Origin of the sequence: Saccharopolyspora thermophila (genome assembly GCF_014646075.1) — a bacterium.
In the GTDB taxonomy this organism is placed as follows: Bacteria; Actinomycetota; Actinomycetes; order Mycobacteriales; family Pseudonocardiaceae; genus Saccharopolyspora; species Saccharopolyspora thermophila.
This window is the reverse complement of record NZ_BMMT01000002.1, coordinates 410,959-434,932: the sequence shown is the minus strand read 5'-3', so window position 1 is coordinate 434,932 and position 23,974 is coordinate 410,959. Positions and strand designations below refer to the sequence as shown.

27 protein-coding genes are annotated in these 23,974 nt (G+C 71.1%); 8 read left to right on the top strand and 19 right to left on the bottom strand.

All coding sequences use genetic code 11. The annotated features are described in order from the left end of the window. Positions 1-110: 110 nt before the first annotated feature. Genes IEY17_RS05460 through IEY17_RS05450 form a run of 3 tightly spaced genes read left to right on the top strand, consistent with a single transcriptional unit; the run spans position 111 to position 2,859 of the window. Entirely contained in the window at positions 111-1,052 is a 942-nt protein-coding gene (locus IEY17_RS05460; protein WP_188986091.1) for an ABC transporter substrate-binding protein, read from the top strand. Next, positions 1,049-2,089, top strand: coding sequence for a FecCD family ABC transporter permease (locus IEY17_RS05455; RefSeq protein ID WP_188986089.1), 1,041 nt, complete (start codon positions 1,049-1,051; stop codon positions 2,087-2,089). Before IEY17_RS05460 ends, IEY17_RS05455 begins: the two co-directional genes overlap by 4 nt. Further along, positions 2,086-2,859 carry an ABC transporter ATP-binding protein gene (locus tag IEY17_RS05450; protein ID WP_188986087.1) on the top strand — a complete coding sequence of 258 codons (774 nt, stop codon included), beginning with the start codon at positions 2,086-2,088 and terminating at the stop codon, positions 2,857-2,859. Before IEY17_RS05455 ends, IEY17_RS05450 begins: the two co-directional genes overlap by 4 nt. Positions 2,860-2,895: 36 nt before the next feature. Here IEY17_RS05450 and lgt read toward each other — a convergent pair whose 3' ends face one another. From lgt to IEY17_RS05420, 6 genes are all read right to left on the bottom strand, one after another. Beyond that, positions 2,896-3,990: a prolipoprotein diacylglyceryl transferase gene (gene lgt / locus IEY17_RS05445; protein WP_188986085.1), complete on the bottom strand. Its 1,095-nt coding sequence runs from the start codon at positions 3,988-3,990 to the stop codon at positions 2,896-2,898. A 105-nt stretch (positions 3,991-4,095) separates the two neighbouring features. Next, positions 4,096-4,890 carry a tryptophan synthase subunit alpha gene (gene trpA / locus IEY17_RS05440; RefSeq protein WP_188986083.1) on the bottom strand — a complete coding sequence of 265 codons (795 nt, stop codon included), beginning with the start codon at positions 4,888-4,890 and terminating at the stop codon, positions 4,096-4,098. Then, positions 4,887-6,179: a tryptophan synthase subunit beta gene (trpB, locus tag IEY17_RS05435; RefSeq protein ID WP_229679855.1), complete on the bottom strand. Its 1,293-nt coding sequence runs from the start codon at positions 6,177-6,179 to the stop codon at positions 4,887-4,889. Before trpB ends, trpA begins: the two co-directional genes overlap by 4 nt. Before the next feature lie 84 nt (positions 6,180-6,263). Continuing rightward, on the bottom strand, positions 6,264-7,073 hold the full coding sequence (gene trpC / locus IEY17_RS05430) for an indole-3-glycerol phosphate synthase TrpC (protein WP_188986081.1): 810 nt from the start codon (positions 7,071-7,073) through the stop codon (positions 6,264-6,266). A gap of 279 nt (positions 7,074-7,352) precedes the next feature. Further along, complete coding sequence (locus tag IEY17_RS05425) at positions 7,353-7,973, bottom strand: Trp biosynthesis-associated membrane protein (RefSeq protein WP_188986079.1); 621 nt, start codon at positions 7,971-7,973, stop codon at positions 7,353-7,355. Then, positions 7,951-9,525 carry an anthranilate synthase component I gene (locus IEY17_RS05420; RefSeq protein WP_188986077.1) on the bottom strand — a complete coding sequence of 525 codons (1,575 nt, stop codon included), beginning with the start codon at positions 9,523-9,525 and terminating at the stop codon, positions 7,951-7,953. Before IEY17_RS05420 ends, IEY17_RS05425 begins: the two co-directional genes overlap by 23 nt. 89 nt (positions 9,526-9,614) lie before the next feature. On the opposite strand from IEY17_RS05420, the gene IEY17_RS05415 reads away from it, so the two are divergent. Continuing rightward, a complete protein-coding gene (locus IEY17_RS05415; RefSeq protein WP_188986075.1) occupies positions 9,615-10,241 on the top strand; it encodes a TetR/AcrR family transcriptional regulator in 627 nt (208 codons plus the stop codon). Positions 10,242-10,329: 88 nt separating this feature from the next. Here the strand turns inward: IEY17_RS05415 and hisI are convergent, their stop codons facing one another. From hisI to IEY17_RS05380, 7 genes are all read right to left on the bottom strand, one after another. Beyond that, positions 10,330-10,680 (bottom strand): phosphoribosyl-AMP cyclohydrolase, encoded by a 351-nt coding sequence (gene hisI / locus IEY17_RS05410; RefSeq protein WP_188986073.1) that lies wholly within the window; start codon positions 10,678-10,680, stop codon positions 10,330-10,332. Next, a complete protein-coding gene (gene hisF / locus IEY17_RS05405; RefSeq protein WP_188986071.1) occupies positions 10,677-11,450 on the bottom strand; it encodes an imidazole glycerol phosphate synthase subunit HisF in 774 nt (257 codons plus the stop codon). Before hisF ends, hisI begins: the two co-directional genes overlap by 4 nt. 150 nt (positions 11,451-11,600) lie before the next feature. Next, positions 11,601-12,332: a bifunctional 1-(5-phosphoribosyl)-5-((5-phosphoribosylamino)methylideneamino)imidazole-4-carboxamide isomerase/phosphoribosylanthranilate isomerase PriA gene (gene priA / locus IEY17_RS05400; RefSeq protein ID WP_188986069.1), complete on the bottom strand. Its 732-nt coding sequence runs from the start codon at positions 12,330-12,332 to the stop codon at positions 11,601-11,603. An 89-nt stretch (positions 12,333-12,421) separates the two neighbouring features. Then, positions 12,422-12,646 (bottom strand): hypothetical protein, encoded by a 225-nt coding sequence (locus IEY17_RS05395; RefSeq protein ID WP_188986067.1) that lies wholly within the window; start codon positions 12,644-12,646, stop codon positions 12,422-12,424. Next, positions 12,643-13,272, bottom strand: coding sequence for an imidazole glycerol phosphate synthase subunit HisH (gene hisH, locus IEY17_RS05390; protein WP_188986065.1), 630 nt, complete (start codon positions 13,270-13,272; stop codon positions 12,643-12,645). The genes IEY17_RS05395 and hisH overlap by 4 nt, the downstream gene beginning before the upstream one ends. A gap of 90 nt (positions 13,273-13,362) precedes the next feature. Then, complete coding sequence (locus IEY17_RS05385; protein ID WP_188986063.1) at positions 13,363-14,286, bottom strand: transketolase family protein; 924 nt, start codon at positions 14,284-14,286, stop codon at positions 13,363-13,365. Then, entirely contained in the window at positions 14,283-14,981 is a 699-nt protein-coding gene (locus IEY17_RS05380; protein ID WP_188986061.1) for a thiamine pyrophosphate-dependent enzyme, read from the bottom strand. Before IEY17_RS05380 ends, IEY17_RS05385 begins: the two co-directional genes overlap by 4 nt. Positions 14,982-15,077: 96 nt before the next feature. Here IEY17_RS05380 and soxR point away from each other — a divergent pair, with 96 nt between their 5' ends. Then, positions 15,078-15,536 (top strand): redox-sensitive transcriptional activator SoxR, encoded by a 459-nt coding sequence (gene soxR / locus IEY17_RS05375; protein WP_188986059.1) that lies wholly within the window; start codon positions 15,078-15,080, stop codon positions 15,534-15,536. Positions 15,537-15,596: 60 nt separating this feature from the next. Here the strand turns inward: soxR and IEY17_RS05370 are convergent, their stop codons facing one another. Both IEY17_RS05370 and IEY17_RS05365 read right to left on the bottom strand, forming a co-directional pair. Further along, on the bottom strand, positions 15,597-16,277 hold the full coding sequence (locus tag IEY17_RS05370; RefSeq protein WP_188986057.1) for a response regulator: 681 nt from the start codon (positions 16,275-16,277) through the stop codon (positions 15,597-15,599). Further along, a complete protein-coding gene (locus IEY17_RS05365; RefSeq protein ID WP_188986055.1) occupies positions 16,274-17,893 on the bottom strand; it encodes a sensor histidine kinase in 1,620 nt (539 codons plus the stop codon). Before IEY17_RS05365 ends, IEY17_RS05370 begins: the two co-directional genes overlap by 4 nt. A 145-nt stretch (positions 17,894-18,038) precedes the next feature. On the opposite strand from IEY17_RS05365, the gene IEY17_RS05360 reads away from it, so the two are divergent. Further along, a complete protein-coding gene (locus IEY17_RS05360; protein ID WP_188986053.1) occupies positions 18,039-19,400 on the top strand; it encodes a cation:dicarboxylate symporter family transporter in 1,362 nt (453 codons plus the stop codon). A 51-nt stretch (positions 19,401-19,451) separates the two neighbouring features. Here IEY17_RS05360 and IEY17_RS05355 read toward each other — a convergent pair whose 3' ends face one another. The 4 genes from IEY17_RS05355 to IEY17_RS25210 form a co-directional block, all read right to left on the bottom strand. Then, the gene (locus IEY17_RS05355) at positions 19,452-20,999 is read right to left on the bottom strand and encodes a CBS domain-containing anti-phage protein (protein ID WP_188986051.1); all 1,548 of its coding nucleotides are present in this window, start codon (positions 20,997-20,999) and stop codon (positions 19,452-19,454) included. A gap of 146 nt (positions 21,000-21,145) precedes the next feature. Next, on the bottom strand, positions 21,146-21,304 hold the full coding sequence (locus IEY17_RS05350) for a hypothetical protein (protein ID WP_188986049.1): 159 nt from the start codon (positions 21,302-21,304) through the stop codon (positions 21,146-21,148). A gap of 135 nt (positions 21,305-21,439) precedes the next feature. Then, positions 21,440-22,465 carry a hydroxymethylbilane synthase gene (hemC, locus tag IEY17_RS05345; protein ID WP_188986047.1) on the bottom strand — a complete coding sequence of 342 codons (1,026 nt, stop codon included), beginning with the start codon at positions 22,463-22,465 and terminating at the stop codon, positions 21,440-21,442. Further along, positions 22,443-22,838 carry a hypothetical protein gene (locus IEY17_RS25210; protein WP_229679854.1) on the bottom strand — a complete coding sequence of 132 codons (396 nt, stop codon included), beginning with the start codon at positions 22,836-22,838 and terminating at the stop codon, positions 22,443-22,445. Before IEY17_RS25210 ends, hemC begins: the two co-directional genes overlap by 23 nt. Positions 22,839-22,873: 35 nt before the next feature. Here IEY17_RS25210 and IEY17_RS05335 point away from each other — a divergent pair, with 35 nt between their 5' ends. Together IEY17_RS05335 and IEY17_RS05330 are read left to right on the top strand one after the other, a co-directional pair. Beyond that, complete coding sequence (locus IEY17_RS05335; protein ID WP_188986045.1) at positions 22,874-23,731, top strand: helix-turn-helix domain-containing protein; 858 nt, start codon at positions 22,874-22,876, stop codon at positions 23,729-23,731. Then, positions 23,728-23,943, top strand: a complete 216-nt coding sequence (locus IEY17_RS05330) for a DUF397 domain-containing protein (protein ID WP_188986043.1) — start codon at positions 23,728-23,730, stop codon at positions 23,941-23,943. The genes IEY17_RS05335 and IEY17_RS05330 overlap by 4 nt, the downstream gene beginning before the upstream one ends. Positions 23,944-23,974: the final 31 nt, after the last annotated feature.

Genomic DNA, 23,974 nt, shown 5'->3' with positions numbered 1-23,974 from the left:
GAAGTCCGCCACCCCCGGTGCAGGGGTGCGACTCGCTCGGGGAGGCTCGGCAAGGCCGCCCGGCTCCGGCGAGGCCACGCCCGCCGCACCGGCCGAACCGTAGGGAAGACATGACCGGGTTCCGCCGCCTAGCCACCCTGCTGCTCGTCGTCCTGGCCCTGGTCACCGGGGTCACCGCCTGCGCCACCCGCCCCCACTCCGAGGCACCGGTCCCGGCCGACGACCCCGCCTCGGCGTTCCCGGTCAAGGTCGGACTGCCCGGTCAACCGCCGGTGACCGTGCCCCAGCAGCCGAAGCGGATCGTCTCGCTGTCGCCCACCGCCACCGAGACGCTGTACGCGATCGGCGCGGGCGACCAGGTCATCGCCGTCGACCAGTACTCGAACTTCCCGCCGGAGGCGCCGCGCACCGACCTGTCGGGCTTCTCCGCGGACGCGGCCGCGGTCGGCGCGCGGACGCCGGATCTGGTCATCGCCCCGGACAACGCGACGCAGCTGGCCGAGGGCCTGAAGGTGGTCAACGTGCCGACGCTGCTCACCCCGTCGGCGGCCACGCTGGAGGACGCCTACCGGCAGATCGAGGTGCTCGGCCAGGCCACCGGGCACACCCGGCAGGCCCGCGAGCTGGTGGGCCGGATGCGCTCGGAGATCGACCGGATCGTCCGCGACACGCCTCGACCGCCGCAGCCGCTGAGCTACTACCACGAGGTCAGCCCGGACTTCTACAGCGCGACGTCGCAGAGCTTCGTCGGCAACGTCTACGACCTGTTCGGCCTGGTCAACATCGCCGACCCGGCGGGCGGGAAGTTCCCGCAGCTGTCCCAGGAACACATCCTGCAGGCCAACCCGAACCTGATCTTCGTGGCGGACACCAAGTGCTGCCAGGTGACCGCTGCGGCGGTGGCGGCCCGGCCGGGCTGGGGCACGTTGGACGCGGTGCGCCGCAACCACGTCGTGGAGCTGGATGACGACATCGCCGGGCGGTGGGGCCCGCGGGTGGTCGAGCTGGTGCGGGCCATCAGCGCCGAGGTGACCAGGACGCAGCAGGGGTGACCCGCGCGCTACGCAACCCCGCCCCGCTCACGCGCAGCACGTTGCGGCTGCGCCATGTGCTGCTCGCGGTGGCGGCGTTGCTGGTGAGCGTTGTGCTGTCGGTGTTGCTCGGTGCCGCCGAGCTGGGCTGGCAGCGGGTGCTCGCCGAGATCGTCGCCCAGCTGACCGGCGGGGTGTCGCCGCTGTCGGAGCGGGAGGCGGCGATCCTGTGGAACCTGCGGGTGCCGCGCGTGGTGCTCGGGGTGCTGGTCGGCGCGGCACTGGCGGCGTCCGGTGCGGCGTTCCAGGGCGTGTTTCGCAATCCACTGGCCGACCCGTACCTGCTGGGGTCGGCGTCCGGAGCCGGGCTGGCGGTCACCGTGGTGATGACCGCCGCGCCGCAGGCCGGGGTGACCGGTCCGGTGCAGCTGGCGGCGTTCGCCGGGGCCCTCGGCGGGGTCGGCCTGACGTGGCTGGTGGGCCGCTCCGCGGGCCGCGACGCGGCGACCCTGGTGCTGGCCGGGGTCGCGGTCGGCGCGTTCCTCACCGCCGGGCAGACCTTCGTGCAGCAGCTGCGCGTGGAGTCATTGCAGCAGGTGTACATGTGGATTCTGGGGCGGTTGAGCACCACCGGGTGGCGGGAGGTTCTGGTTGTGCTGCCGCATCTGGTGCTTGCGGCGGTGGTGCTGTGCCTATGCGCGCGGCTGCTCGACCTGCTCGGAACCGGCGACGAGGAAGCGACCGCGCTCGGGGTGAACCCGGCGCGGGTGCGGGCGCTCGTGCTCGTCGCCGCGTCGCTGGCCACCGCGGCAGCGGTGTCGGTGGCCGGGTTGATCGGTTTCGTCGGGCTGGTGGTGCCGCACCTGGTGCGGCTGGCGGTCGGCGGCAGCTTCCGGATCATCGTGCCGCTGTCGCTGCTGTTCGGCGGGATGTTTCTGGTGCTGGCCGACATGCTGGCCCGGACGCTGCTGGCCCCGGCCGAGATTCCGATCGGAGTGATCACCGCGTTCACCGGCGCCCCGTTCTTCGCGGTCCTGCTGCACCGGAGGCGCGCGTGAGCACACTGCAGGTGCAGGACCTCTCCGCCGGATACCGCCGCGGCACGGTGCTTTCCGGCGTCACGACCACTGTGGACACCGGCGGCTGGCTGGGGGTCATCGGGCCGAACGGGTCGGGCAAGTCGACCCTGCTGAAGGCGATCGCGGGCGTCGTGCGGCACCAGGGACGGGTGCTGGTCGACGGGCGCCCGCTGGCCGCGCTGCGCCGCCGCGAACGCGCCCGGGTGGTCGGTTATGCGCCGCAGATCCCGCAGCTGCCGATCGGACTGACCGTCACCGACTACGTCCTGCTCGGCCGCACGCCGCACCTCGGCGTGCTGGGCCGCGAAGGCCCGAAGGACCTGGACGTGGTGCGTTCCCTGCTGGAGCGGCTGGACCTCACCGCCCTCGCCGACCGGCCGCTGACGACCCTCTCCGGCGGCGAACGGCAGCGGGCCGTGCTGGCCCGGGCTCTGGCGCAGCGCGCGGGCGTGCTGCTGCTGGACGAGCCGACCACCGGCCTGGACGTCGGGCACGCCCAGGCGCTGCTGGACCTGGTCGACGAGCTGCGCCGGGAGATGGGCACGACGGTCGTGATGACGCTGCACGACCTGACGCTGGCCGCCCAGTACGCCGAGCGCCTGCTGCTGCTGGACGCGGGGCGGGTCGCCGCCGAGGGCTCCCCGGCGGACGTGCTGACCCCGGCGGTGCTCGCCGAGCGCTACACGGCCCGGGTGACGGTCCTGCACGCCCCCGACGGTTCCCCAGTGATCGCGCCGGTGCGCTCCTGAGCACCACCCAAGGCCGGCTGGGCGCCCCTCGGCGCGTCAGCCCTCGTGGTTCTTGTGGCCGTCGGTGCCGTTGCTGCGCGCCTCCGCCCGGTCGTCCTCGGCCCGGTCGCCGGACCCGTCGGCGCTGGATTCGTCCGCGTCGGCGGTGTCCTCCGTCGCGGCGGCCGCGGTCTGTTTCGGCGCGGCGGCACCGGGGTCGGCCGCACCGGGGTCGGCGGCGTCGACATCGTCGTCGCCGGGCAGCGGCCTGCCCTTCAGCTGTTCGGGGTCCTCGCGCCTGCCGCGGACCAGCACCAGGTACAGCACCGCCCCAGCGAAGACGAGCAAGGAGGTGAAGACGTTGATGCGGACGCCGAAGAGGTGGGTGGCCTCGTCGGCGCGCATGAGCTCGATCCACAACCGACCGGCCGTGTACCCGGCGACGTAGAGCGCGAACACCCGGCCGTGGCCCATCCGGAACTTCCGGTCGGCCCAGAGCACCAGCAGGCAGACGCCGACGTTCCACAGCAGTTCGTACAGGAACGTCGGGTGCACGACGGCGACCGGGGTGTGGTCGACGGCCACCCCCGCGATCGGGTCGGCCAGCCCGGTCTCCGGGTCGATGCGCCGGTAGATCTCCAGGCCCCACGGCAGATCGGTCGGCCCGCCGTAGAGCTCCTGGTTGAACCAGTTGCCGAGGCGGCCGATGGCCTGTGCCAGGACGATGCCGGGGGCGACGGCGTCAGCGAACGCGGACAGCGGGATGCCGTGGCGGCGGCAGCCGATCCAGGCACCGACCGCGCCCAGCGCCACCGCACCCCAGATGCCGAGGCCGCCCTCCCACACCTTGAGGGCGTCCAGCGGGTCGCGGTCCGGCCCGAAGTACTTGTGCCAGTCCGTGGCGACGTGGTACAGGCGGCCGCCGACCAGCCCGAACGGCACCGCGAAGACCGCGACGTCGATGACCGTGCCCTCGCGGCCGCCGCGCGCCACCCAGCGACGGCTGCCCAGCCAGACAGCGGCGATGATCCCGGCGATGATGCACAGCGCGTAGGCGCGCAGCGGGATCGGGCCGATGTACCAGACACCTTGGGAGGGGCTGGGGATGGTGGTCAGCAAGGCGTTCGCCGAGGCAGCAACCGGGGCACTCACGCCGCTAACCGTATCGGGCCCGCAGCGGAGGGCGAGCACCACCCGCCCGACACGCCCTGCGAACTCGACGACCGCCGGAACCGGAGCGGGTGAACGGCGGCGACGTCAGCGGGAGCGGACGCCACGCGCCAGCTCGGCGGTCAGCTCGCGGACCCCCGCGACACCGTCCTGCTCGGCGCGGGTGACGAACGCGGACCCGACGATGACGCCGTCGGCGAAGGACGCCACCTCGGCCGCCTGCTCGCCGGAGCGCACGCCCAGGCCGACACCGATCGGCAGGTCGGTGTGCGCCCGGGTGCGCTGCACCAGGCCCGCCGCGGCCGAACCGACCGACTCGCGTGCCCCGGTCACCCCCATCACCGACGTGGCGTAGACGAACCCGCTGCCGGCCTTGGCGGTCAGCGCCAGCCGCTCCTCGGTGGACGACGGCGCCACCAGGAAGATCCGGTCCAGCCCGTGGGCGTCGGTGGCGGCGATCCAGTCCTCGCCCTCGTCCGGGATGAGGTCCGGGGTGATCACGCCGAGCCCGCCGGCGGCCTTGAGGTCGCGGGCGAACGCGTCCGGTCCGTAGTGGTGCACCGGGTTCCAGTAGGTCATCACCACGGCGTGCCCACCGGCGTCGGCGATCGAGGACACCACGTCGAACACGTCCCGCACCCGGAAGCCGGCGCGCAGGGCCTTGTCGCTGGCCGCCTGGATGGTCGGCCCGTCCATCACCGGGTCGGAGAACGGCAGGCCGACCTCCACGATGTCGCATCCCGTGGTGCCGTCGACCCCGGTCAGCATCGCCTGCAGCAGTTCCTTCGAACCGTCGACGGTCGGGAAACCGGCGGGCAGGTACCCGATCAGAGCGGCCCGCTGCTCCTCGCGGCAGGCGTGGAAAACCTCGCGCAGGTTCACCGCGACTCCTCCTGTTCCGTGGCCTGGGTGGCCGATCCGTTGACCAGACCGAAGTACTTCGCCGCGGTGTCCATGTCCTTGTCGCCGCGCCCGGACAGGCTGACCAGGATGATCGCGTCCGGGCCGAGTTCCTGGCCGAGCTTGATCGCACCGGCCAGCGCGTGCGCGGACTCGATGGCCGGGATGATGCCCTCGGTGCGCGAGAGCAGGCGGAACGCCTGCATCGCCTCGTCGTCGGTGACCGACCGGTACTCGGCGCGCCCGGTGTCCTTGAGGTAGGAGTGCTCCGGACCCACGCCCGGGTAGTCCAGCCCGGCGGAGATCGAGTACGCCTCCATCACCTGGCCGTCGTCGTCCTGCAGCAGGTAGGACCGGGCGCCGTGCAGGGTGCCCGGGCTGCCCTCGCAGAGCGTCGCGCCGTGCTCGCCGCTCTCGATGCCGTGCCCGGCGGGCTCGAAGCCGACCAGCCGCACGTCCGGGTCGTCGATGAAGCCGTGGAAGATGCCGATGGCGTTGGAGCCGCCGCCGACACATGCGGCGACCACGTCGGGCAGCCGCCCGGTCATCGCCAGCACCTGCTCGCGGGCCTCGTCACCGATGATCCGGTGGAAGTTGCGCACCATCATCGGGAACGGGTGCGCGCCCGCGGCGGTACCCAGCAGGTAGTGGGTGTGGTCGACGTTGGTCACCCAGTCGCGCAGCGCCTCGTTGATGGCGTCCTTGAGGGTCGCCGAACCGGCGCTGACCGGGATGACCTCGGCACCGAGCAGGCGCATCCGAGCCACGTTGAGGGCCTGCCGCTCGGTGTCGACCTTGCCCATGTAGATCACGCATTCGAGGCCGAGCAGCGCGCAGGCCGTCGCGGTGGCCACACCGTGCTGGCCGGCCCCGGTCTCGGCGATCACGCGGCGCTTGCCCATCCGCTTGACCAGCAGCGCCTGCCCCAGCACGTTGTTGATCTTGTGCGAGCCGGTGTGGTTGAGGTCCTCGCGCTTGAGGAGGATGCGCGCGCCGCCCGCGTGCTCGGCGAACCGCGTGGCCTCGGTCAGCAGCGACGGGCGGCCGGCGTAGTTGCGCAGCAGGTCGTCCAGCTCGGCGAGGTACTGCGGGTCGCGCTGCGCCTTGGCGTACTCGGCGGCCAGCTCGTCCTGCGCCGCGATCAGCGCCTCGGGCATGAAGCGACCGCCGTAGGGCCCGAAGTGGCCCCGCTCGTCCGGGTCGTGGCCCTCCGGCACCGGTTTGCCCGGCCGGTGGGCGTGCGCGGTCGCGGTCTCTGCGCCGACGGTCATTGCCTTACCTCCTGTGCGTTGCGCCGACACCGCCCCGGTCGACGCTGATCAGCCTCGTCGGCGCCCGAACCCATGACCACGCGGCTACCGGCTCGGCCGGGGGCACGCCGGGTGCGACCCCGCAGTCACCAACTGCGTGACGGCGCTCTTGGGGTTGTCGCTGGTCACCAGGCCCTCGCCCACCAGCACCGCGTCCGCCCCGGAACCCGCATAGGCCAACAGGTCGCTGGGTCCGCGAACACCGGACTCGGCAACCTTGAGGACCTCCTGCGGCAGCCCCGGCGCGATCCGACCGAACACGTCGCGGTCGACCTCCAGCGTATGCAGGTTGCGCGCGTTGATGCCAATGACTTTCGCACCTGCCTCGAGCGCCCGGTCAGCCTCCTCGGCGGTGTGCACCTCCACCAGCGCGGTCATGCCCAGCGACTCAACCCGGTCCAGCAGGGCCTCCAGCGCGTTCTGCTCCAGGGCCGCCACGATCAGCAGCACCATGTCCGCGCCGTGCGCCCGCGCCTCGTGCACCTGGTAGGGGCTGATGATGAAGTCCTTGCGCAGCAGCGGCGTGGTGACCCGGGCGCGCACCGCGTCGAAGTCCGCCAGCGAGCCGCCGAAGCGGCGCTGCTCGGTGAGCACGCTGATCACGCGCGCCCCGGCCGCGGCGTAGTCGGCGGCCAGGTCGGCGGGCTCGCTGATCTCGGCGAGCTCGCCCTTGGACGGGCTGCGCCGCTTGACCTCGGCGATGACCCCGACACCCGGCGCGCGCAGCGCGGCGAGCACGTCGCGCGGCGGTGCCGCCGCCGCAGACCGCTGCTTGATCTCGTCGAAGGGGACCGCAGACTCCCGGATGGCAAGATCTTCGCGAACACCTTCGATGATGGATTCCAGAACGCTCACGCGAACACCTCGCCGGCCGTGCCCCGAACACCGACCCGCGATCCGTGGGTCCGCAAGTCGCCGGATGCGCAGATGAACTCATTGCGCTCGATCACGACACTCCCCTTCCCGCCGTGCCGTCGCATGGCCGATGCTAAACCTCACCGGACTCCGGTCCTACCAAGGGGTGGGCTCAACGTCCCGGCACAGCAAGGACCTTCGGCCCTGGTGGCGAGGCCGCAGAGCCGTTCGGAACCGTGCCGAACTGGGTTTTCCACGTTCGACGATCTCGACGTCCTTTCACCGATCCTGGTCCTCGGTGGGATCGCGTCCCGCGTCCAGTTCGTTCCACATCCGGCGGTCCGGATCGTGCGTTTTCGGCCTGGCCGCGCCCGGCGCCGCGTACTTCGCGCCCATCGCGGGCATCCGCCCGCCCCGCAGCGCCACCAGGATCCCGGCGACCACCAGCAGCACCGCGCCACCGGTCATCAGCAACGGCCCACCCGGTTGGGTCGACATCTCCCCGATCGGGGTGCTGCCGGGCGGAACGTCGCCCTGTGGGGTGTAGGCGAACCAGCCGTACTCCACCTGCTGGACCACCCGCCACAGCAGCGCCGCCCCGGCCGCCAGCACGAGCCCGCCGACCACGCGCCGCACCCAGCCTCCGGTGGCCAGCACGGCGGCGACGGCGGCCAGCGAGGCCAGCGCCACCGGGACGAGCTCGGGGCGCACCTCCGCGCCGGTGGCACCGGTCGCCACCTCGTTGCCGAACGGTGACCGGAACCGCTGGCCGACCCAGACCAGGGCGCTGGCGCCCCAGAACATCGCAGCGGCGGCCGGCATCAGCAGCACCACCGTCCACAGCAGCCCCTTGGACCGCTGCGGCGGGAGTGGCTGCTCAGATCCCGGCTCGGTGGTCAACCCGCTCCTCCACGACCTCGTCGACCGGACGCCGCAGCGTCTCGGCCGTGGCCACCGCGTTGAGCACCGCCCGGGCCTTGTTCAGGCACTCCTGGTCCTCGGCCACCGGATCGGAGTCGGCGACGATGCCACCGCCCGCCTGCACGTACGCCGTCCCGTCGCGCATCAGGGCGGTGCGGATGGCGATCGCGGTGTCGGCGTCACCGGCGAAGTCGAGGTAGCCGACCACGCCGCCGTACTGGGCGCGCCGCGTCGGCTCCAGCTCCTCGATCAGCTCCAGCGCCCGCGGTTTCGGCGCACCCGACAGGGTGCCCGCCGGGAAACACGCGGCGATCGCGTCGAACGCCGTGCGCCCCTCGGCCAGCTGCCCGGTGACCGTGGAGACGATGTGCATGACGTGGCTGTAGCGCTCGATGCGGAAGAAGTCGACGACGTGCACCGAACCCGGCTTGCACACCCGGCCCAGGTCGTTACGGCCGAGGTCGACCAGCATCAGGTGCTCGGCGCGCTCCTTCTCATCGTTGATGAGCTCCTTCTCCAGCAGCGCGTCCTCGTCCTCGTCTGCGCCGCGCCACCGGGTGCCGGCGATCGGGTGCGTCGTGGCCTGCCCGTCGCGCACCGTCACCAGCGACTCGGGGCTGGATCCGACGATGTCGAACGGGGTGCCACCATCAGGAGCCTCCAGCCGCAGCAGGTACATGTACGGGCTGGGGTTGGTGGTGCGCAGCACGCGGTAGACGTCCAGGGCGTCGGCGCTGGTCTGCATCTCGAACCGCTGCGACACCACGACCTGGAATGCCTCGCCGTCGCGGATCGCCTCCTTGGCCTTCTCGACGGCCGCGAAGTGCTCGTCGGGTTGGCGGCGGCGCAGGAACTGCGGGTTCGGCCGCGTGAAGGTGGCCACCGTCGGCGCTGCCGGGGTGCACAGTTGTTCGGTCATCACGTTCAGCCGCCGCACCGCGTCGTCGTAGGCGGCGTCGACCCGCTCCGGGCTGTCGTCCCAGTTCACCGCGTTGGCGATCAGCGTGATGGTGCCCTCGTGGTGGTCCAGCGCGGCCAGGTCGGTGGCCAGCAGCATGACCAGCTCGGGAATGCGCAGGTCGTCCTCGGTGAGGTTCGGCAGCCGCTCCAGTCGGCGCACCGCGTCGTAGCCGAGGTAGCCGACCATGCCACCGGTCAGCGGCGGCAGCCCGGGCAGCGGGTCGGTGTGCAGCAGCCGCACCGTCTCGCGCAGCGCCTCCAGCGGGTCGCCCGTGTCGGGCAGGCCGACCGGCGGGGTGCCCATCCAGTGCGCCTCGCCGTTGAGGGCGGTCAGCGCGGCCGCGCTGCGCACGCCCACGAAGGACCATCGGGACCAGGAGCGACCGTTCTCGGCGGATTCGAACAGGAACGTCCCGGGGCGGTCCCCGCCGAGCTTGCGGTAGACCCCGAGGGGTGTCTCGTCGTCCGCGAGCAGCCGCCGCACCACCGGGATCACCCGGCGGTCCGCGGCCAGGGCACGGAACTCCTCGCGTCCGGGGCTGATTGTGCCGATATCACCGTCGCCGACCATGTCGTCATTGTGCCGCCCACCCGTCACGGCCTGCGCGCCGCCTCCGGACCACTTTGCTCTCCGCGGCCCGCGGCAGCCAGGATGAGCACGTGAGCAGTGGAATCGACCGCAACGGCACGGAACCCAGGCGCCGCGGGCGGCGACGCAGCGGCGCCGACACCAGGGCGGCGCTGCTGGCGGCGGCGCGCGAGGTGTTCATCGAGCAGGGCTACACCGGTGCCACCGTGCGGGCGATCGCCGGGCGGGCCGGGGTGGATCCGGCGATGGTCAACCACTGGTTCGGCGGCAAGGAGGGATTGTTCGCCGCCGCGGTGTCGATCCCGGTGAACCCGGCCGAGGTGATCCCGCAGCTGTTACAGGGCGATCCCGAGCAGCTCGCCGAGCGCATGGTGCGCCGCTTCCTGTCGGTGTGGGACGAGGCGGGCGGCGGCGAGTTCGTGGCCCTGGTGCGCAGCCTCGCCGTGCACGACGAGGCGGTGGCGATGCTGAAGGAGTTCGTCACGACGCTGCTGTTCGGCCGGTTGACCGAGGCACTCGGGATGGACCAGCCGGAGCTGCGCGCGGCGCTGTGCGGATCGCAGATCGTCGGGCTGGGCATGGCCCGCTACGTGGTCAGGCTGGAGCCGCTGGCGTCGGCGGACCACGACACGGTGGTCGCCGCGGTGGCCCCGAACCTCCAGCGCTACCTCACCGGCGACCTCGGGACACCCCCGTGACCCGGAACCGGCCCCAGGAGTCGGCATCGATGGTGCGGCGTTGTCGCGCAACGGGGTTCCGGCTGTGGCCACGTCGGACCCGGTGCGGTCAGAACTCGGGTTTGAGGAGCACGTCGGCGTCGAAGCAGGTGTGGTCGCCGGTGTGGCAGGCCGCGCCCTCCTGGTCCACGACGAGCAGGACCGTGTCACCGTCGCAGTCCAGCCGTACCTCGTGCACGTACTGGGTGTGCCCGGACGTCTCGCCCTTGACCCAGTACTGCTGGCGGCTGCGGGAGTAGTAGGTGCCGCGGCGGGTGGTGAGGGTGCGGTGCAGGGCCTCGTCGTCCATCCAGGCCATCATCAGCACCTCGCCGGTGCCGCGCTGCTGCGCGATGGCCGCGACCAGCCCGTCCGCGTTCCGCTTGAGCCGCGCGGCGATCGCCGGGTCCAGTCCGCTCATCGCACCGTGATCCCTTCCGCGCGCAGGGCGTCCTTGACCTCGCTGATCCGCAGCTGTCCGAAGTGGAAGACGCTGGCGGCCAGCACCGCGTCGGCCCCGGCGCGCACCGCGGGGGCGAAGTGCTCGACCGCTCCGGCGCCGCCGCTGGCGATCAGCGGCACGTCCACCACCTCGCGGACGGCGCGGATCATCTCCAGATCGAACCCGGCCTTGGTGCCGTCGGCGTCCATCGAGTTGAGCAGGATCTCGCCGACGCCGAGCTGCTGGCCCCGGGCGGCCCACTCGACGGCGCAGATGCCGGTGCCGCGCCGACCGCCGTGGGTGGTCACCTCGTAGCCGGACGCGGTCGGCTGCCCGCCCTCGGGCACGCGGCGCGCGTCCACCGACAGCACCACACACTGGGCGCCGAATCGCTGCGATGCCTCGCTGAGCAGTTCGGGCCGGGCGATGGCGGCGGTGTTGAGGCTGACCTTGTCCGCACCGGCGCGCAGCAACCGGTCGATGTCGTCGGTGCTGCGCACCCCGCCGCCGACGGTGAGCGGGATGAACACCTGCTCGGCGGTGCGGCGGACCACGTCGAAGGTGGTCTCGCGGTTGCCCGAGGAAGCGGTGACGTCGAGGAAGGTCAGTTCGTCAGCACCCTCGGCGTCGTAGGCGCGGGCGAGCTCGACCGGGTCGCCCGCATCCCGGAGGTTGGTGAAGTTGACACCCTTGACGACCCGCCCCTGGTCGACGTCCAGGCAGGGGATCACGCGCACCGCAACGGCCATGTCACCAGGGTAGAGACACGACCGCGCACTCCGGCGCACGGGGCGATCCCACCCCGGGTGACGGGTGAGCGGCACCGTTCATGTTCGGGTGCCGCCCAGCCACCCCACGACCGTGCAGCGGGGTGACGGCATCGTCGACCGGGGCACTCCTCAGCGGACGGCGGCGAGGGCTTGTTCCAGGGTGAAGTTCCGGGCGTAGAGCGCCTTTCCGACGATGGAGCCCTCCAGGCCCAGCGGCGCGAGTTCGGACAGCGCCACCAGGTCGTCCACACTGGACACACCGCCGGAGGCGATCACCGGCGCGTCGGTGCGGGCGCAGACCGCCCGCAGCAGGTCCAGGTTCGGGCCCTGCAGCGTGCCGTCCTTGCTGACGTCGGTGACCACGTAGCGGCGGCAGCCGGCGGCGTCCAGCCGGGCCAGCACCTCCCACAGGTCCCCGCCGTCCTTGGTCCAGCCACGGGCCGCCAACCGGTGGCCCTGCTCGGTGATCCGCACGTCGAGGCCGACGGCGACGCGCTCGCCGTACTCGGCAACCACCCGGTCGGCCCACTCGGGGTTCTCCAGCGCGGCGGTGCCCAGGTTGACCCGCTCGCAGCCGGTGGCCAGCGCGGCCTCCAGCGAGGCGTCGTCGCGGATGCCGCCGGAGAGCTCCACCTTCACGTCGAGCTTGCCGGTCACCTCGGCCAGCAGGGCACGGTTCGAGCCGCGGCCGAACGCGGCGTCCAGGTCGACCAGGTGGATCCACTCCGCTCCCGCCTGCTGCCACGCCAGGGCGGCGTCCAGCGGATCACCGTAGGAGGTCTCGGTGCCGGCGGCGCCCTGCACGAGGCGAACCGCCTGACCGTCGGCAACGTCAACAGCGGGAAGCAGCGTGAAAGTCACGTCCCAACCCTACTTCCCGCCGTCCGGCCCCATCGCACCACCCGACCAGCCGCTCCGCGAGGCACCGCGGCCCGTCACGCGGTCCGCGGTCACAGGCGCCGTCTCCCGGGAGGCTGGCGGCGGGTGCGCTCGGAGTGCGCGACGGCGAGCAACGGCACCGCCAGCACCAGCGCGGACAAAAACAGCACGGCCCACCCCGAGAACCCGGCCTGCACCAGGTACGGCGCGCCGATGCCGATGACCATCCCAAGGGCCAGGACGAGCGCGATCACCCGCACCGCGCCGGGCCCGAGCAGGCCGTGCCGCCGCGTCACAGGCTCTCGACCCAGTTGCGCAGCAGGCGGGCCCCGGCGTCGCCGGACTTCTCCGGGTGGAACTGGGTGGCCATCAGCGGCCCGTTCTCCACCGCGGCGACGAACGGTTCGCCGTGCTCGGCCCAGGTGACCAGCGGCGGCGCGATCGACTCCGACGGCTGCATCTCCCACTTGCGCACGGCGTAGGAGTGCACGAAGTAGAACCGGGTGCCGGGCTCGATGCCGGCGAACAGGACGCTGCCCTCGGGCGGCTGGACCTCGTTCCAGCCCATGTGCGGCAGGACGGGGGCGTGCAGCCGCTCCACGGTGCCGGGCCACTGGCCGCAGCCGTTGGCCTGCATGCCGTGCTCGACACCCTCGTCGAAGAGCACCTGCATGCCCACGCAGATGCCGAGGACGGGCCGGTCCCCGGCCAGCCGGTGGTCGATGATCCGGTCGCCGCCGACCTGGAGGAGTCCCTCCATGCAGGCGGCGAAGGCGCCGACGCCGGGCACGACCAGACCGTCGGCCTCCATGGCGGCACGATGGTCGGCGGTCACCTCGACGTCGGCGCCGGTGCGCTGCAACGCCCGCTCGGCGGAGCGGAGGTTGCCTGATCCGTAGTCCAGGATGACGACTCGTGCCACGGTCCCAGGCTACCGGGGCGGCAGGTCAGCCCACGTCGCGGGAGGTCAGGCTCCCGAGGGTCCGGCCCGTCATCGATCTCGGCCCGAAGGTCACCGGGCTGCTCCGTCCAGGAACTCCCGCACGCTGGCGGCGATCTCGGTCGGGCCCAGGCCGTGCGCGGCCTCGTGCTCCTCGGCGGTGCCGTAGGCCCGCAGCTCGCGGTCCCGCCGGACGCCCAGCGCCAGGACGCGGTGTGGGGTGTCGGCGAGGGCGTCGCCCACGACGTGGGTGGAGGTGCCGCGCAGGTAGGGCTCGACGAGCACGACGTCCGCGGTCGCCGCCTGCACCGCGGCCCGCAGCCCGGCGGTGTCGAACGGCCGGATGGTCGCGGTGTACAGCACGGTCACGTCGAGCGTCGCGGTCGCGGCCAGCACCGGCCGCAACACCGGCCCGACGGCGAGCACCACGCCGCGGCTGCCGCGCCGGACGGTGTGCCAGCCGGGGCCGGTGACCAGCGGTTCGGTGTTGACCCGTTCGGACAGCCGCAGGTAGACGCGGTCGTCGCCGGCCAGTGCGGCGCGCAGCAGCGCGTCGACCTCCGCGGGATGGCCGGGGATGTGCACCGTCCAACCGGGCAGAGTGTCGATCAGCGCGACGTCGCCGGGGGCCATGTGGGTGCGGCCGGAGGTCGGATAGTCGTAGGAGGCGCCGGTGCTCACCACGACAGCACCGACGTCCTGGTGGTTGAGGTCCAGTTTGAGCTGTTCGAAGGGCCGCTCGACGAGGAACGGCGTGATCGAGTGCACCACCGGGCGCAGTCCGGTCAGCGCCAGCCCACCGGCGACGCTGATCAGGGCCTGTTCGCGGATGCCGACGTTGAGCACCCGGTGCGGGTGGCGGGCCGCGGCCTCGGTGAAGCGGTCGGCGGAGATCTCGGCGAGCACGAGGGCCACCCGCGGGTCGGTGTCGAGGGCGTCGGTGGTGGTCCGGACGAACTGCTCGCGCATGGTGGGGGCGATGGCGGGTGCGGTCATGCCAACTCCTTGGGTTCGACTTCGGCGACCACCACGAGCGGGCGGTCCGGGCGGGTGCTGGTGAGGGCTCGGCGCAGCTGCGCGTGGTCGCGGCCGTTGACGGTGTGCGCCGCCCAGCCCTCGCGGGTGAAGCGCTCGGCGATGCCGCCGGGCCAGCCGGTGCTGGACGAGCGGTTGTCGACCACGACGGTGGTCAGCTGGGACAAACCCCAGCGGCCGGCGACCTGGATGGCCTCGTGGTTGCTGCCCTCGTCGAGTTCGGCGTCGCCGACGAGCACCACCACGCGCGGCCGGTGCCGGCCCTGCGCGCGCAGGCCGAGCGCCATGCCGAGCCCGAGCGGCAGGCCGTGGCCGAGGGAACCGCTGCCGATCTCCACGCCGGGGACCAGGACGCGGTCGGGGTGGAACCCGAGGCGGGAGTCGAACTGGCCGAAGCGGGGCAGTTCGGCGGGGTCGAGGAAGCCCTTGGCGGTCAGCACGGCGTAGAAGGCCATCGGCCCGTGGCCCTTGGACAGCAGGAAGCGGTCGCGGTCGGGGTCGTCGGGGCGCTGCGGGTCGACCGACAGGACCTGGTCGTAGAGGACCCACAGCACGTCGAGCGTGGAGGTGGCGGCCGCCGAGTGCTTCTCGTCGCCGGTCATGGCGCTCATCAGCGGCCGGAGGTCGGCGTAGCCGAGCGGTGCGGTGATCGTCATGTCACCCAGCGTGGAACCTCCAGCGCGCTGGAAGTCAAGGCGACGGAAGGAAAATTACCTCAACCAAACTCGAAGTTTTCGGCTAGCCTGGCGGTCGTGTCGAAGCTACCGAAACTGTTGACCATCGGAGAGGTCGCCCACCGCAGCGGGGTCGCGCAGACCGCGCTGCGTTTCTACGAGCAGCGCGGGCTGATCCACACCACCCGCACCAGCGGCAACCAGCGCCGCTACGACCGATCGGTGCTGCGGCGGCTGGCGTTCATCCGCTCCGCGCAGCGCGTCGGGCTGAGCCTGGAGCAGATCTCCGAGGCGCTGTCGACGCTGCCGCACGACCACGCGCCCACCAAGGCGGACTGGGCGCGGCTGTCACGGCGCTGGCGCGACGAGCTCGACGCGCGTATCGACGGCCTGCAGCGCCTGCGGGACCGCCTCACCGGCTGCATCGGCTGCGGCTGCCTGTCGCTGCGCACCTGCGCGCTGCACAACGCCGACGACCGGCTCGCCGAGTTCGGCCCGGGCGCCCCGCTCCTGCGCCCGACCAAGGACCGCCGCTGAGACACCCGTGGGGTCGCCTTTGACTCGGCCGCGCCCGGGCCCCGGTCCGGCGCTGAGGGCTCAGGGCTCGCCGATCCAGAGGTAGGTCATCTCGGGGCGGCCGACCCCGCCGTACTGCGGGCGCCGCTCGGCCATGCCGTTGTTCACCAGGTACTCCAGGTAGCGACGGGCGGTCACCCGGGACACCCCCACCGCCTCGCCGACGACCCCGGCGGAGGCGCCTTCCGGGTTCGCCCGCAGCGCGGCGACGACGACGGAGAGGGTCTCCTCCCCCATGCCCTTGGGCAGCGAAGCCCGGTGCACGCCCCGCAGCGCGGAGAACGCCCGGTCGATCTCGGCCTGCCCGCTGGCCTCCCGGTCGTGCCCGAGGCTGGCGCGGAACCGCGCGTAGTGCTCCAGCTTCTCCCGCATCGTGGCGAAGGTGAACGGCTTGAGCAGGTACTGCACCACGCCGCTGGACACCGCGGCGCGCACCACCTTGAGGTCTCGGGCGGAGGTCACCGCGATCACGTCCGCGCTGCTGCCCGCGGTCCGCAGCGCGCGGGCCACCTGCAGGCCGTCCATGTCGGGCAGCCGCAGGTCGAGCAGCACCAGGTCCACCGGGGTGTGTTCGACGAACCGCAGCGCGTCCTGCCCGGTGCGGACCCGGCCGACGACGCAGAACCCGTCGAGTCGGTTGACGTAGGTCTCATGCGCCTCACCGACCAGTGGATCGTCCTCCACCACCAGGACCGTGATCACCGCACCACGCCCGATCCGGCCGGGAGCCGCACGGTGAACACCGCGCCGCCCTCGCCGCGCACCTCGATCGTGCCGCGGTGGCGCCGCACGCTCTGGCCGACCAGCGCGAGCCCCAGCCCGCGGCCGTCGCTCTTCGTGGACCAGCCGCGCTGGAAGACCTGCTCGGCGGCCCGCGGGTCAAGGCCGGGCCCGTTGTCGGCGACCTGGATGAGCACCCCGTCCGCGGTGGAGCGGATGGTCACCTCCACCCTGGGGTGCGGGCGGTCCAGGGTGGCCTCGACGGCGTTGTCGATCAGGTTCCCCAGGATCGTCACCAGGTCCCGGGAGTCGAGGTGCTGCACGGCGACGTCGTCGATCTCGGAGTCCTCGGTGAGCACCACCTCCACACCGCGCTCGCCCGCCTCGGCGCTCTTGCCGAGCAGCAGCGCGGCGACCACCGGTTCGCCGACGGCCCCGACGACCCGGTCGGTGAGCCGCTGGGCGAGCTGGAGTTCGGCGGTGGCGAACGCGACGGCCTCGTCCGGGCGGCCGAGTTCGATCAGCGACACCACGGTGTGCAGGCGGTTGGCCGACTCGTGGGCCTGCGATCGCAGCGACTCGGCGAAGCCGCGCATCGAGTCCAGCTCCCGACTCAGCGCCTGCAGCTCGGTGTGGTCACGCAGCGTGGCGACAACGCCCAGGTCCCGGCCTCCGCTGCGGATCGGCGAGACGTTGACCAGCAGCACGTGCTCGTCGGTCAGGTGCACCTCGTCCCGCACGGCGCGCCCGGCTCCGAGGGTGTCCACAAGCGACGGCGGCAGTCCCAGTTCGCAGACGTGCCTTCCCTCGGCATCGGCGGGATCCAACGACAGCAGCACAGCGGCCCCATCGTTGCACAAGGTCACCGTGCCGGACGGCGCCACCAGCAGCAGCCCCTCGCGCACGGCGTGCAGGATCGCGTCGTGGTACTCGTACATGCGGCTCAGCTCGGCGGGTCGCAGGCCGTGCGTGTGGCGGCGGATCCGCGCGCTGACCAGGTACGTCAGCAGCCCGCCGAGCAGCAGCGCGGCCCCGGCGACGATCGCCAGCCCGACCACCGCCAGGCGCAGCTCGGCGGTGAGCACCGGCATCGTGATCCCCACGGACACCAGGCCGACAAGCCGACCGGCGTCGTCGTACACCGGCACGACGGCGCGCAGCGACGGGCCGAGGGTGCCGGTGTAGGTCTCGGTGAACGCCGTCCCCGCCACGGCGGGCTCGATGTGTCCCAGGAACCGCTGCCCGATGCGGCTGGGATCCGGGTGGGTATAGCGGATCCCCTGCGGCGACATCATCGTGATGAAGTCGACCCCGGTGTCGGCCCGGACCCGCTCGGCCAGCGGCTGCAGGGTCGCGGGTGGATTCGGCGCGACCATGCCCTGGCGAACATCGGGCAGCGCGGCCAGCGTGCGGGCGACCGCCACGACCTGGTCGCCGGCCGCCTCCTCGGTGCGCCGCTGGGCGTCGTACCAGGCGAGTCCCGCCCCGGCCAGCACCACGACGGCCACCACCACGACCTGCAACACGAACAGCTGACGGGCCAGGCTCCAGCCCGGCCGGACGCGGCCGAACCAGTTGCGGGGATCGGCAGTGGGCATGGCGGTCCCGTGACGAGGACGTGAACAGAATGAACACAAGCGTGACGAGGACGATACCGGGCACCGATAGTTCCATCCCGAGCCACACCGTGACCTGGGACACGAGTGGCTGGAGTGTTACCCGGTAGCCCGTAGGAGCGCAACAGTGGCACGCAAGGACGCTGCACCGGCCCGCCGTCGAGATCGAACGCACTATCTGTATCTGGCGGTGATCGTCGCGGTGGTGGCCGGGATCGTCGTCGGGTTCGCCGCCCCCGACCTCGGCAAGGCCCTCAAACCGCTGGGCACCGGCTTCGTCAACCTGATCAAGATGATGATCTCGCCGGTGATCTTCTGCACCATCGTGCTCGGCGTGGGCGGGGTGCGCAAGGCGGCCAAGGTCGGCAAGGTCGGCGGCCTGGCGCTGGTGTACTTCCTGATCATGTCGTTGGTGGCGCTGGTGATCGGCCTGCTGGTGGGCAATGTGCTGCACCCGGGCGAGGGCCTGCACATCACCGAGGCGCTGCGCGGCCAGGGCGCCGCGCAGGCCGGTGAGGGCGCCGAGAGCACCACCGACTTCCTGCTCGGGATCATCCCGCACACCCTGGTGTCGTCCCTGACCGAGGGCGAGGTGCTGCAGACGCTGCTGGTCGCCCTGCTGGCCGGCTTCGCGCTGCAGGCCATGGGGGACAAGGGTGCGCCGATCCTGCGCGGCATCGAGCACCTGCAGCGGCTGGTGTTCAAGATGCTGGCGATGGTGATGTGGGCGGCCCCGGTGGGCGCGTTCGGCGCGATCGCGGCGGTCGTCGGCGCGACCGGCGTGCAGGCGCTCAAGGGTCTGGCCGTGATCATGTTCGGCTTCTACGTGACCTGCCTGCTGTTCGTGTTCCTCGTGCTGGGCCCGGTGCTGTGGATGTTCGCGCGGGTCAACATCTTCTCGCTGCTGCGGTACCTGGGCCGCGAGTTCCTGCTGATCGTGTCCACCTCGTCGTCGGAGGCGGCCCTGCCACGGCTGATCGCGAAGATGGAGCACCTCGGGGTGAGCAAGCCGGTGGTGGGCATCACGGTGCCGACCGGCTACTCGTTCAACCTGGACGGCACGATGATCTACCTGACCATGGCGTCGCTGTTCATCGCGAGCGCGCTGGGCGCCCCGCTGTCGCTGGGTGAGCAGGTGGGCCTGCTGCTGTTCATGATGATCGCCTCCAAGGGCGCGGCGGGGGTCAGCGGCGCGGGCCTGGCGACGCTGGCGGGCGGCCTGCAGTCGCACCGGCCGGAACTGCTCGACGGCGTCGGCCTGATCGTGGGCATCGACCGGTTCATGTCCGAGGCCCGGGCGCTGACGAACTTCGCGGGCAACGCGGTGGCGACGGTCCTGATCGGCGCGTGGACCAAGGAGATCGACCGCGACCGGATGAAGCAGGTCTTCGCGGGCCGCGAGCCGTTCGACGAGCAGTCCTTCGTCGACGACGGCCACGGCGGCGGCCAGCAGCAGGAACCCGACAAGGTCACGGCTGCGGCGAACTAACGCGCGCACGACGGGCCCGGCCACAGCGCTGGCCGGGCCCTTGTCACCTGCTCAGCCGCGCGGGTCGACCGTGCGCAACATCCGCACGAATCCGGTCAGGCAATCGAGCTGCGCGGCATTGAGTGGGTCTGGGGTGAAGTGCATCAGTTCGTTCCGGATAGCACGGACCTGCTCCAGGCGGTCGAGGAAAACCTGGTGATCCAGCGGCCATCCAAGCCGCTGCCAGTGTGCAACCGGCTCGAGCAGGTATCGGTAGTTCCCGAGGGTGAGATCCGCGGCCGACCGCACCGCACTACGACCTCGACGCGCCACGTACTGGATCTCCCCCAGGCTGAACACCTCGTCCACCCGCCGCCGCAACCGCCGCTCGGCTTCCTCGATCAGTACGAAGGGGCGGGCGATTTCGCCGAACTGTCCGGTGAGATCCGCTGTCGTCACGATGCCGCAGATTGCCTGGTCTGCCCCGCGGACGAAGACGTAGCCGCTGCGGTAGATCTCGTCCAACTGAGTCAGGAGATCTTCGCTGTGCTCGACAGTCCGGGCCGGCACGATCGCGTCTGACACCAGGCTCGGGGTCCGCGACATGCGAGCCTGGCCGATTGACTCCCAACTGACCGCACCGTGCAGGTGTCCCTCGTCATCGATGACTGCCAGCTGCGAATAGTTGTCGGCGACCATCCGAGTCGTCGCGCTCAACAGTGTGTCGCCGGGTCGAACGCTGGCCACACCGCTGTTCGCCGACTTCAGCATGCCCATCCGCAACGTGATGGGCGGAAACTCGGACGCTTCCTGCGTGTTCTCGGTCGCTGCGCGACTTGCCGGCTCCTCCGCATCACCAGGTTCCTCACCGACCGGCACGATCTCGACCTTGTTGTCGAGCCACCCCTCGGTGAACGGCGGTTTGGTGGTGATTCCGAACTCGCTCAGATCAGCCTCGATCGCAGCGATGTTGGCCGGGGTGCGGCGCAGCACCCCCCAACACGCCAGCAGTTCCCTGATCGAAAGCTGAAACGGAGACTCTGCTGAGGCGGCGACTGCCTTGTCGACCAGATCGCGCGGCGACCGCACCCCATGCCACTCCTGCTCGTCTGCGGTGGGCCCGGGGTCAACTCCGTGTGCGGCGATCTGTGCCACTCGCCGGGCTGCCCCGAAACGCTGCAGCCTGCAGATCGTCAACAACGATCCCATGCTGTCCAACAGATCGCGTTGCACCGCATCCCGCGGAACGTCCTTGCGGATCCAGTCCACCGGGCGGACGTGCTGGAAGCCGGGCGGCGCGGTGGAGTCAAAGCGGTATGGTCCGCTGACGCGACCGATCGCGATCTGCTGTGGCCGGGTCTTGAGCGGCATGACGACGTGGTCCCCCTCCTGCATCTCGGAGACAAGCCGCCATAGCTGCCCGGTCCAGTTCGCCACCCTCGCCTTGCTCTCGTGCGGATAGGAACGCTCGATGTGTTCCCGCACGTCCGCTTTGGTGGTCGATCCGCTCAGGTCACCGACCTCGGTCCACCCGGCGATCACCAGGCCGGAGCTCAGGGCACGGTCCTCTCGCTCGCCATCTCGACCACCGCGCACCAGCCACGCCGCAGCAGTTGCCATCCCCAGAGTCCTCCCCGCCGCACGAGTCGATCCCGCTCGACGTCGACCAGGTCAGGCCGACGACCAACCGCGCACTGTAGCAAGCAGAGTAGTCAGATCGTCACGGAACGTGCACGATCTGCGTACGTTATCGGCTGGTGGAGCGTTCAGCCGTACACCATCCAGCCAATGCCGCCGACGATCGCCATGACGGCGGCCACCGCGAGCAGGATCGCGCAGCCCCGCGCGGTCTTCCAGGTCGCGTAGACGCCGCCGACCAGGAAGCCTGCGACCGCGAGCAGCACGATCGGGAGGTAGTCCGCCATGCCCGGCAGCCTACCCGCGAGGCCACGTCAGCCGGTGACACCGGGTCGGCCGTTCTCGACGCGGCCGTGCTGCGGTGTCGCCCACCACCCGTACCCGCGAACGTCCACATGGGACGGTTAAGGCGACTCGGGTTCTCACTTGCGCGTGGCGGTGATCAGGCGTCGGGCTCCCTGGCGGAGCAGGTCTCCGGCGACCCATGCGCCCAGGCTGGCAGGGTCGTCGGTGGGACCCCAGCCGTGGGAGCGGACCCACCGCGAGCCGTCGCGGTTGAACACCATGCCGAACAGGCTGAGCTGGCCGTCGGCGGTGGTGTGGGCGTGTCCGGCGATGGGGCTGTTGCAGTGGCCCCGGAGCATGTGCAGCATCGTCCGTTCGGCGGTGATGTGCCGGGCGGTGCCGGGGTCATTGAGTTCGTCGAGCAGCCGCATGACCAGCTCGTCCGCGGTGCGGGCCTGCACGCCGATCACGGCTGCGCCGACGGCGGGAACCATGGCGGGGGTTTCCCCGTCGGCCCACGTGGTGGGCAGGACTTCGGTGATGCGGTGGTCCAGGCCCACCCGTTCCAGGCCGGCGCGGGCAAGGAGGATCGCGTCGTACTCACCGTCGTCGAGCTTGTTGATCCGGCGGTTCACGCTGCCCCTGACTCGCTCTATGATCAGATCAGGCCGGTACAGACCCAGTTGGGCGTGGCGGCGGACGGCGGATGTGCCGATCTTCGCCCCGGCGGGAAGGTCGGCCAGCGGGCGGCCGTCGCGGGAGATCACCACTCCGAGCTGCATCGGTGACGGCAGGTGGACCTGGATCCGGCCGGGCGGTGCGTCGGGGGCCACACACCGCCACGGCCGGGCGGCTCGGTGCTGGGTGTCGGGGAGGGAAGCGACCAGCACCGAGCCGGGTCTACATGCGCCGCAATCCAGCGAGGATTCGTTGCAGCACAAGAAGATTGCGCGCATGGCCATGTGAGTCCCTTGCCCGCGCTGCGGGTGGTAGCGCGCGAATTCGGGTGCTTTGCCGAGATACCGGACCATCAGCGCACCATCGCCGCCTCCGGCGTGCTGCATACGACCAGCAACGGTAGCGGAACCACGTGGCGCGCAGATGGAGGCGACGCCGGCGGCAGTGATCCACGTGATCAGCTCAGGCCCCTTCGCGTCGATCATCAGGGCGCTGCTCTGCGACGAGAATTCCGTTGCACAGCTGGCAGGTCGGGAAGAGACACCAGTCCATTTCGGACGGTTTGGCCATCGCGACTTCCTGACCACACACGGTTGATCCCGAAGACTGTCCTTCCCAGCGCAGCCCGCGGAAGGCGTGGCGCGTCCCGCCGATGTCGCCTGCACCCGGAATGGGCAACCAGTAGTGGCGGTTCGCGGCGTACTCGGTGGCCATCGCATCTACCTCGGCTTTCAGCATGGTTCCTGGTCGAATTTCTGCTGACCACGTGATCGACTCTTTGTAAGTTACACTGAAGTATTCATTCCGAAAGTCCACCAATCGGGTCGTGTCGCTCATTGGCAGCCGATCGATCGACATGGAGACTGACCAGGTACACGACCGCAGGAGGTGTCATGGCCGGAATGGCCCCGACGATGGGACGGCGCCGATTGGGAGGCGTGCTGAAGGCGTTGCGTCTCAGCGCTGGACTCAGCAACGAGCAAGCCAGGCGGCGCGCAGGCATGTCCACGGCGAAGCTCTCGCGGCTCGAAACCGGCCATAACGTGGTGCTCCTGAAGGACATTCGAGCTCTGCTCGACGCCTACAACGCCGACGACAAGACGCGGAAGAAGGTCCTGGAACTCGCTCAGGCTGCGGAGCAGCGCGGGTGGTGGCAGGAGTTCGATGACGTCCTGCCCACCGACTTCGACCTGTACCTCAGCGTTGAGGAAGCGGCCGCGTCGCTGCTCATCTTCGAAACGTTGATCGTGCCTGGTCTTTTGCAGACGGAGGACTACGCCCGGGCCTGGCTCCGCGCGGAGGATCCGGGCAGGCCCAATGCCGAGTTGGAACGGCTCGTCGGTCTGCGGATGGCACGGCAACAGGCACTGACGCGGGAAACCGACCCACTCACCGTGTGGGCCGTGCTCGATGAAGCGGTGTTCCGCAGGCGGGTGGGCAGCCCAGAGGTCATGCGCGAACAGCTCGAACACCTGCTCACGTTGTGTGAAAGCACCAAGCTCACGGTTCAGGTCCTGCCGTTCAGCGCAGGTGAGCATGTCGCGGCAAGCGGCTCCTTCACGCTCGTCGAGTTCGCCGAACCCACTGATCCCGAGATCGGCTACGTGGACTGCGCGGCGGGTAACGTCTACCCGGAGAAGCCAGCGCAGGTACGCAGGCTGAAGACGAACTTTCATCATCTGACCAGCACCGCGCTGGAACCGCTAAAGTCACTGTCGTTCATCCGCAAGCTGCAGAAGGAGTTCATGTGAGCCACGTTGACCGGGCATCCGACTTAGCGGTTCAGTGGCGCAAGAGCAGCCGCAGCCAGCAAGGTGCCCAGTGCGTCGAGGTCGGTGCCACCGCGGAGTTCACCGCGGTCCGGGACTCGAAGAACCCCACCGGACCCGCGCTGCTGCTCGCGCCGAGCGAGTTCACCGCCATGATCCGCTCGGCGAAGGCCGGTCGTTTCGACCTGCCCTGACGGAGGTATGGGGCGCCCTTGAGCGCTCAGG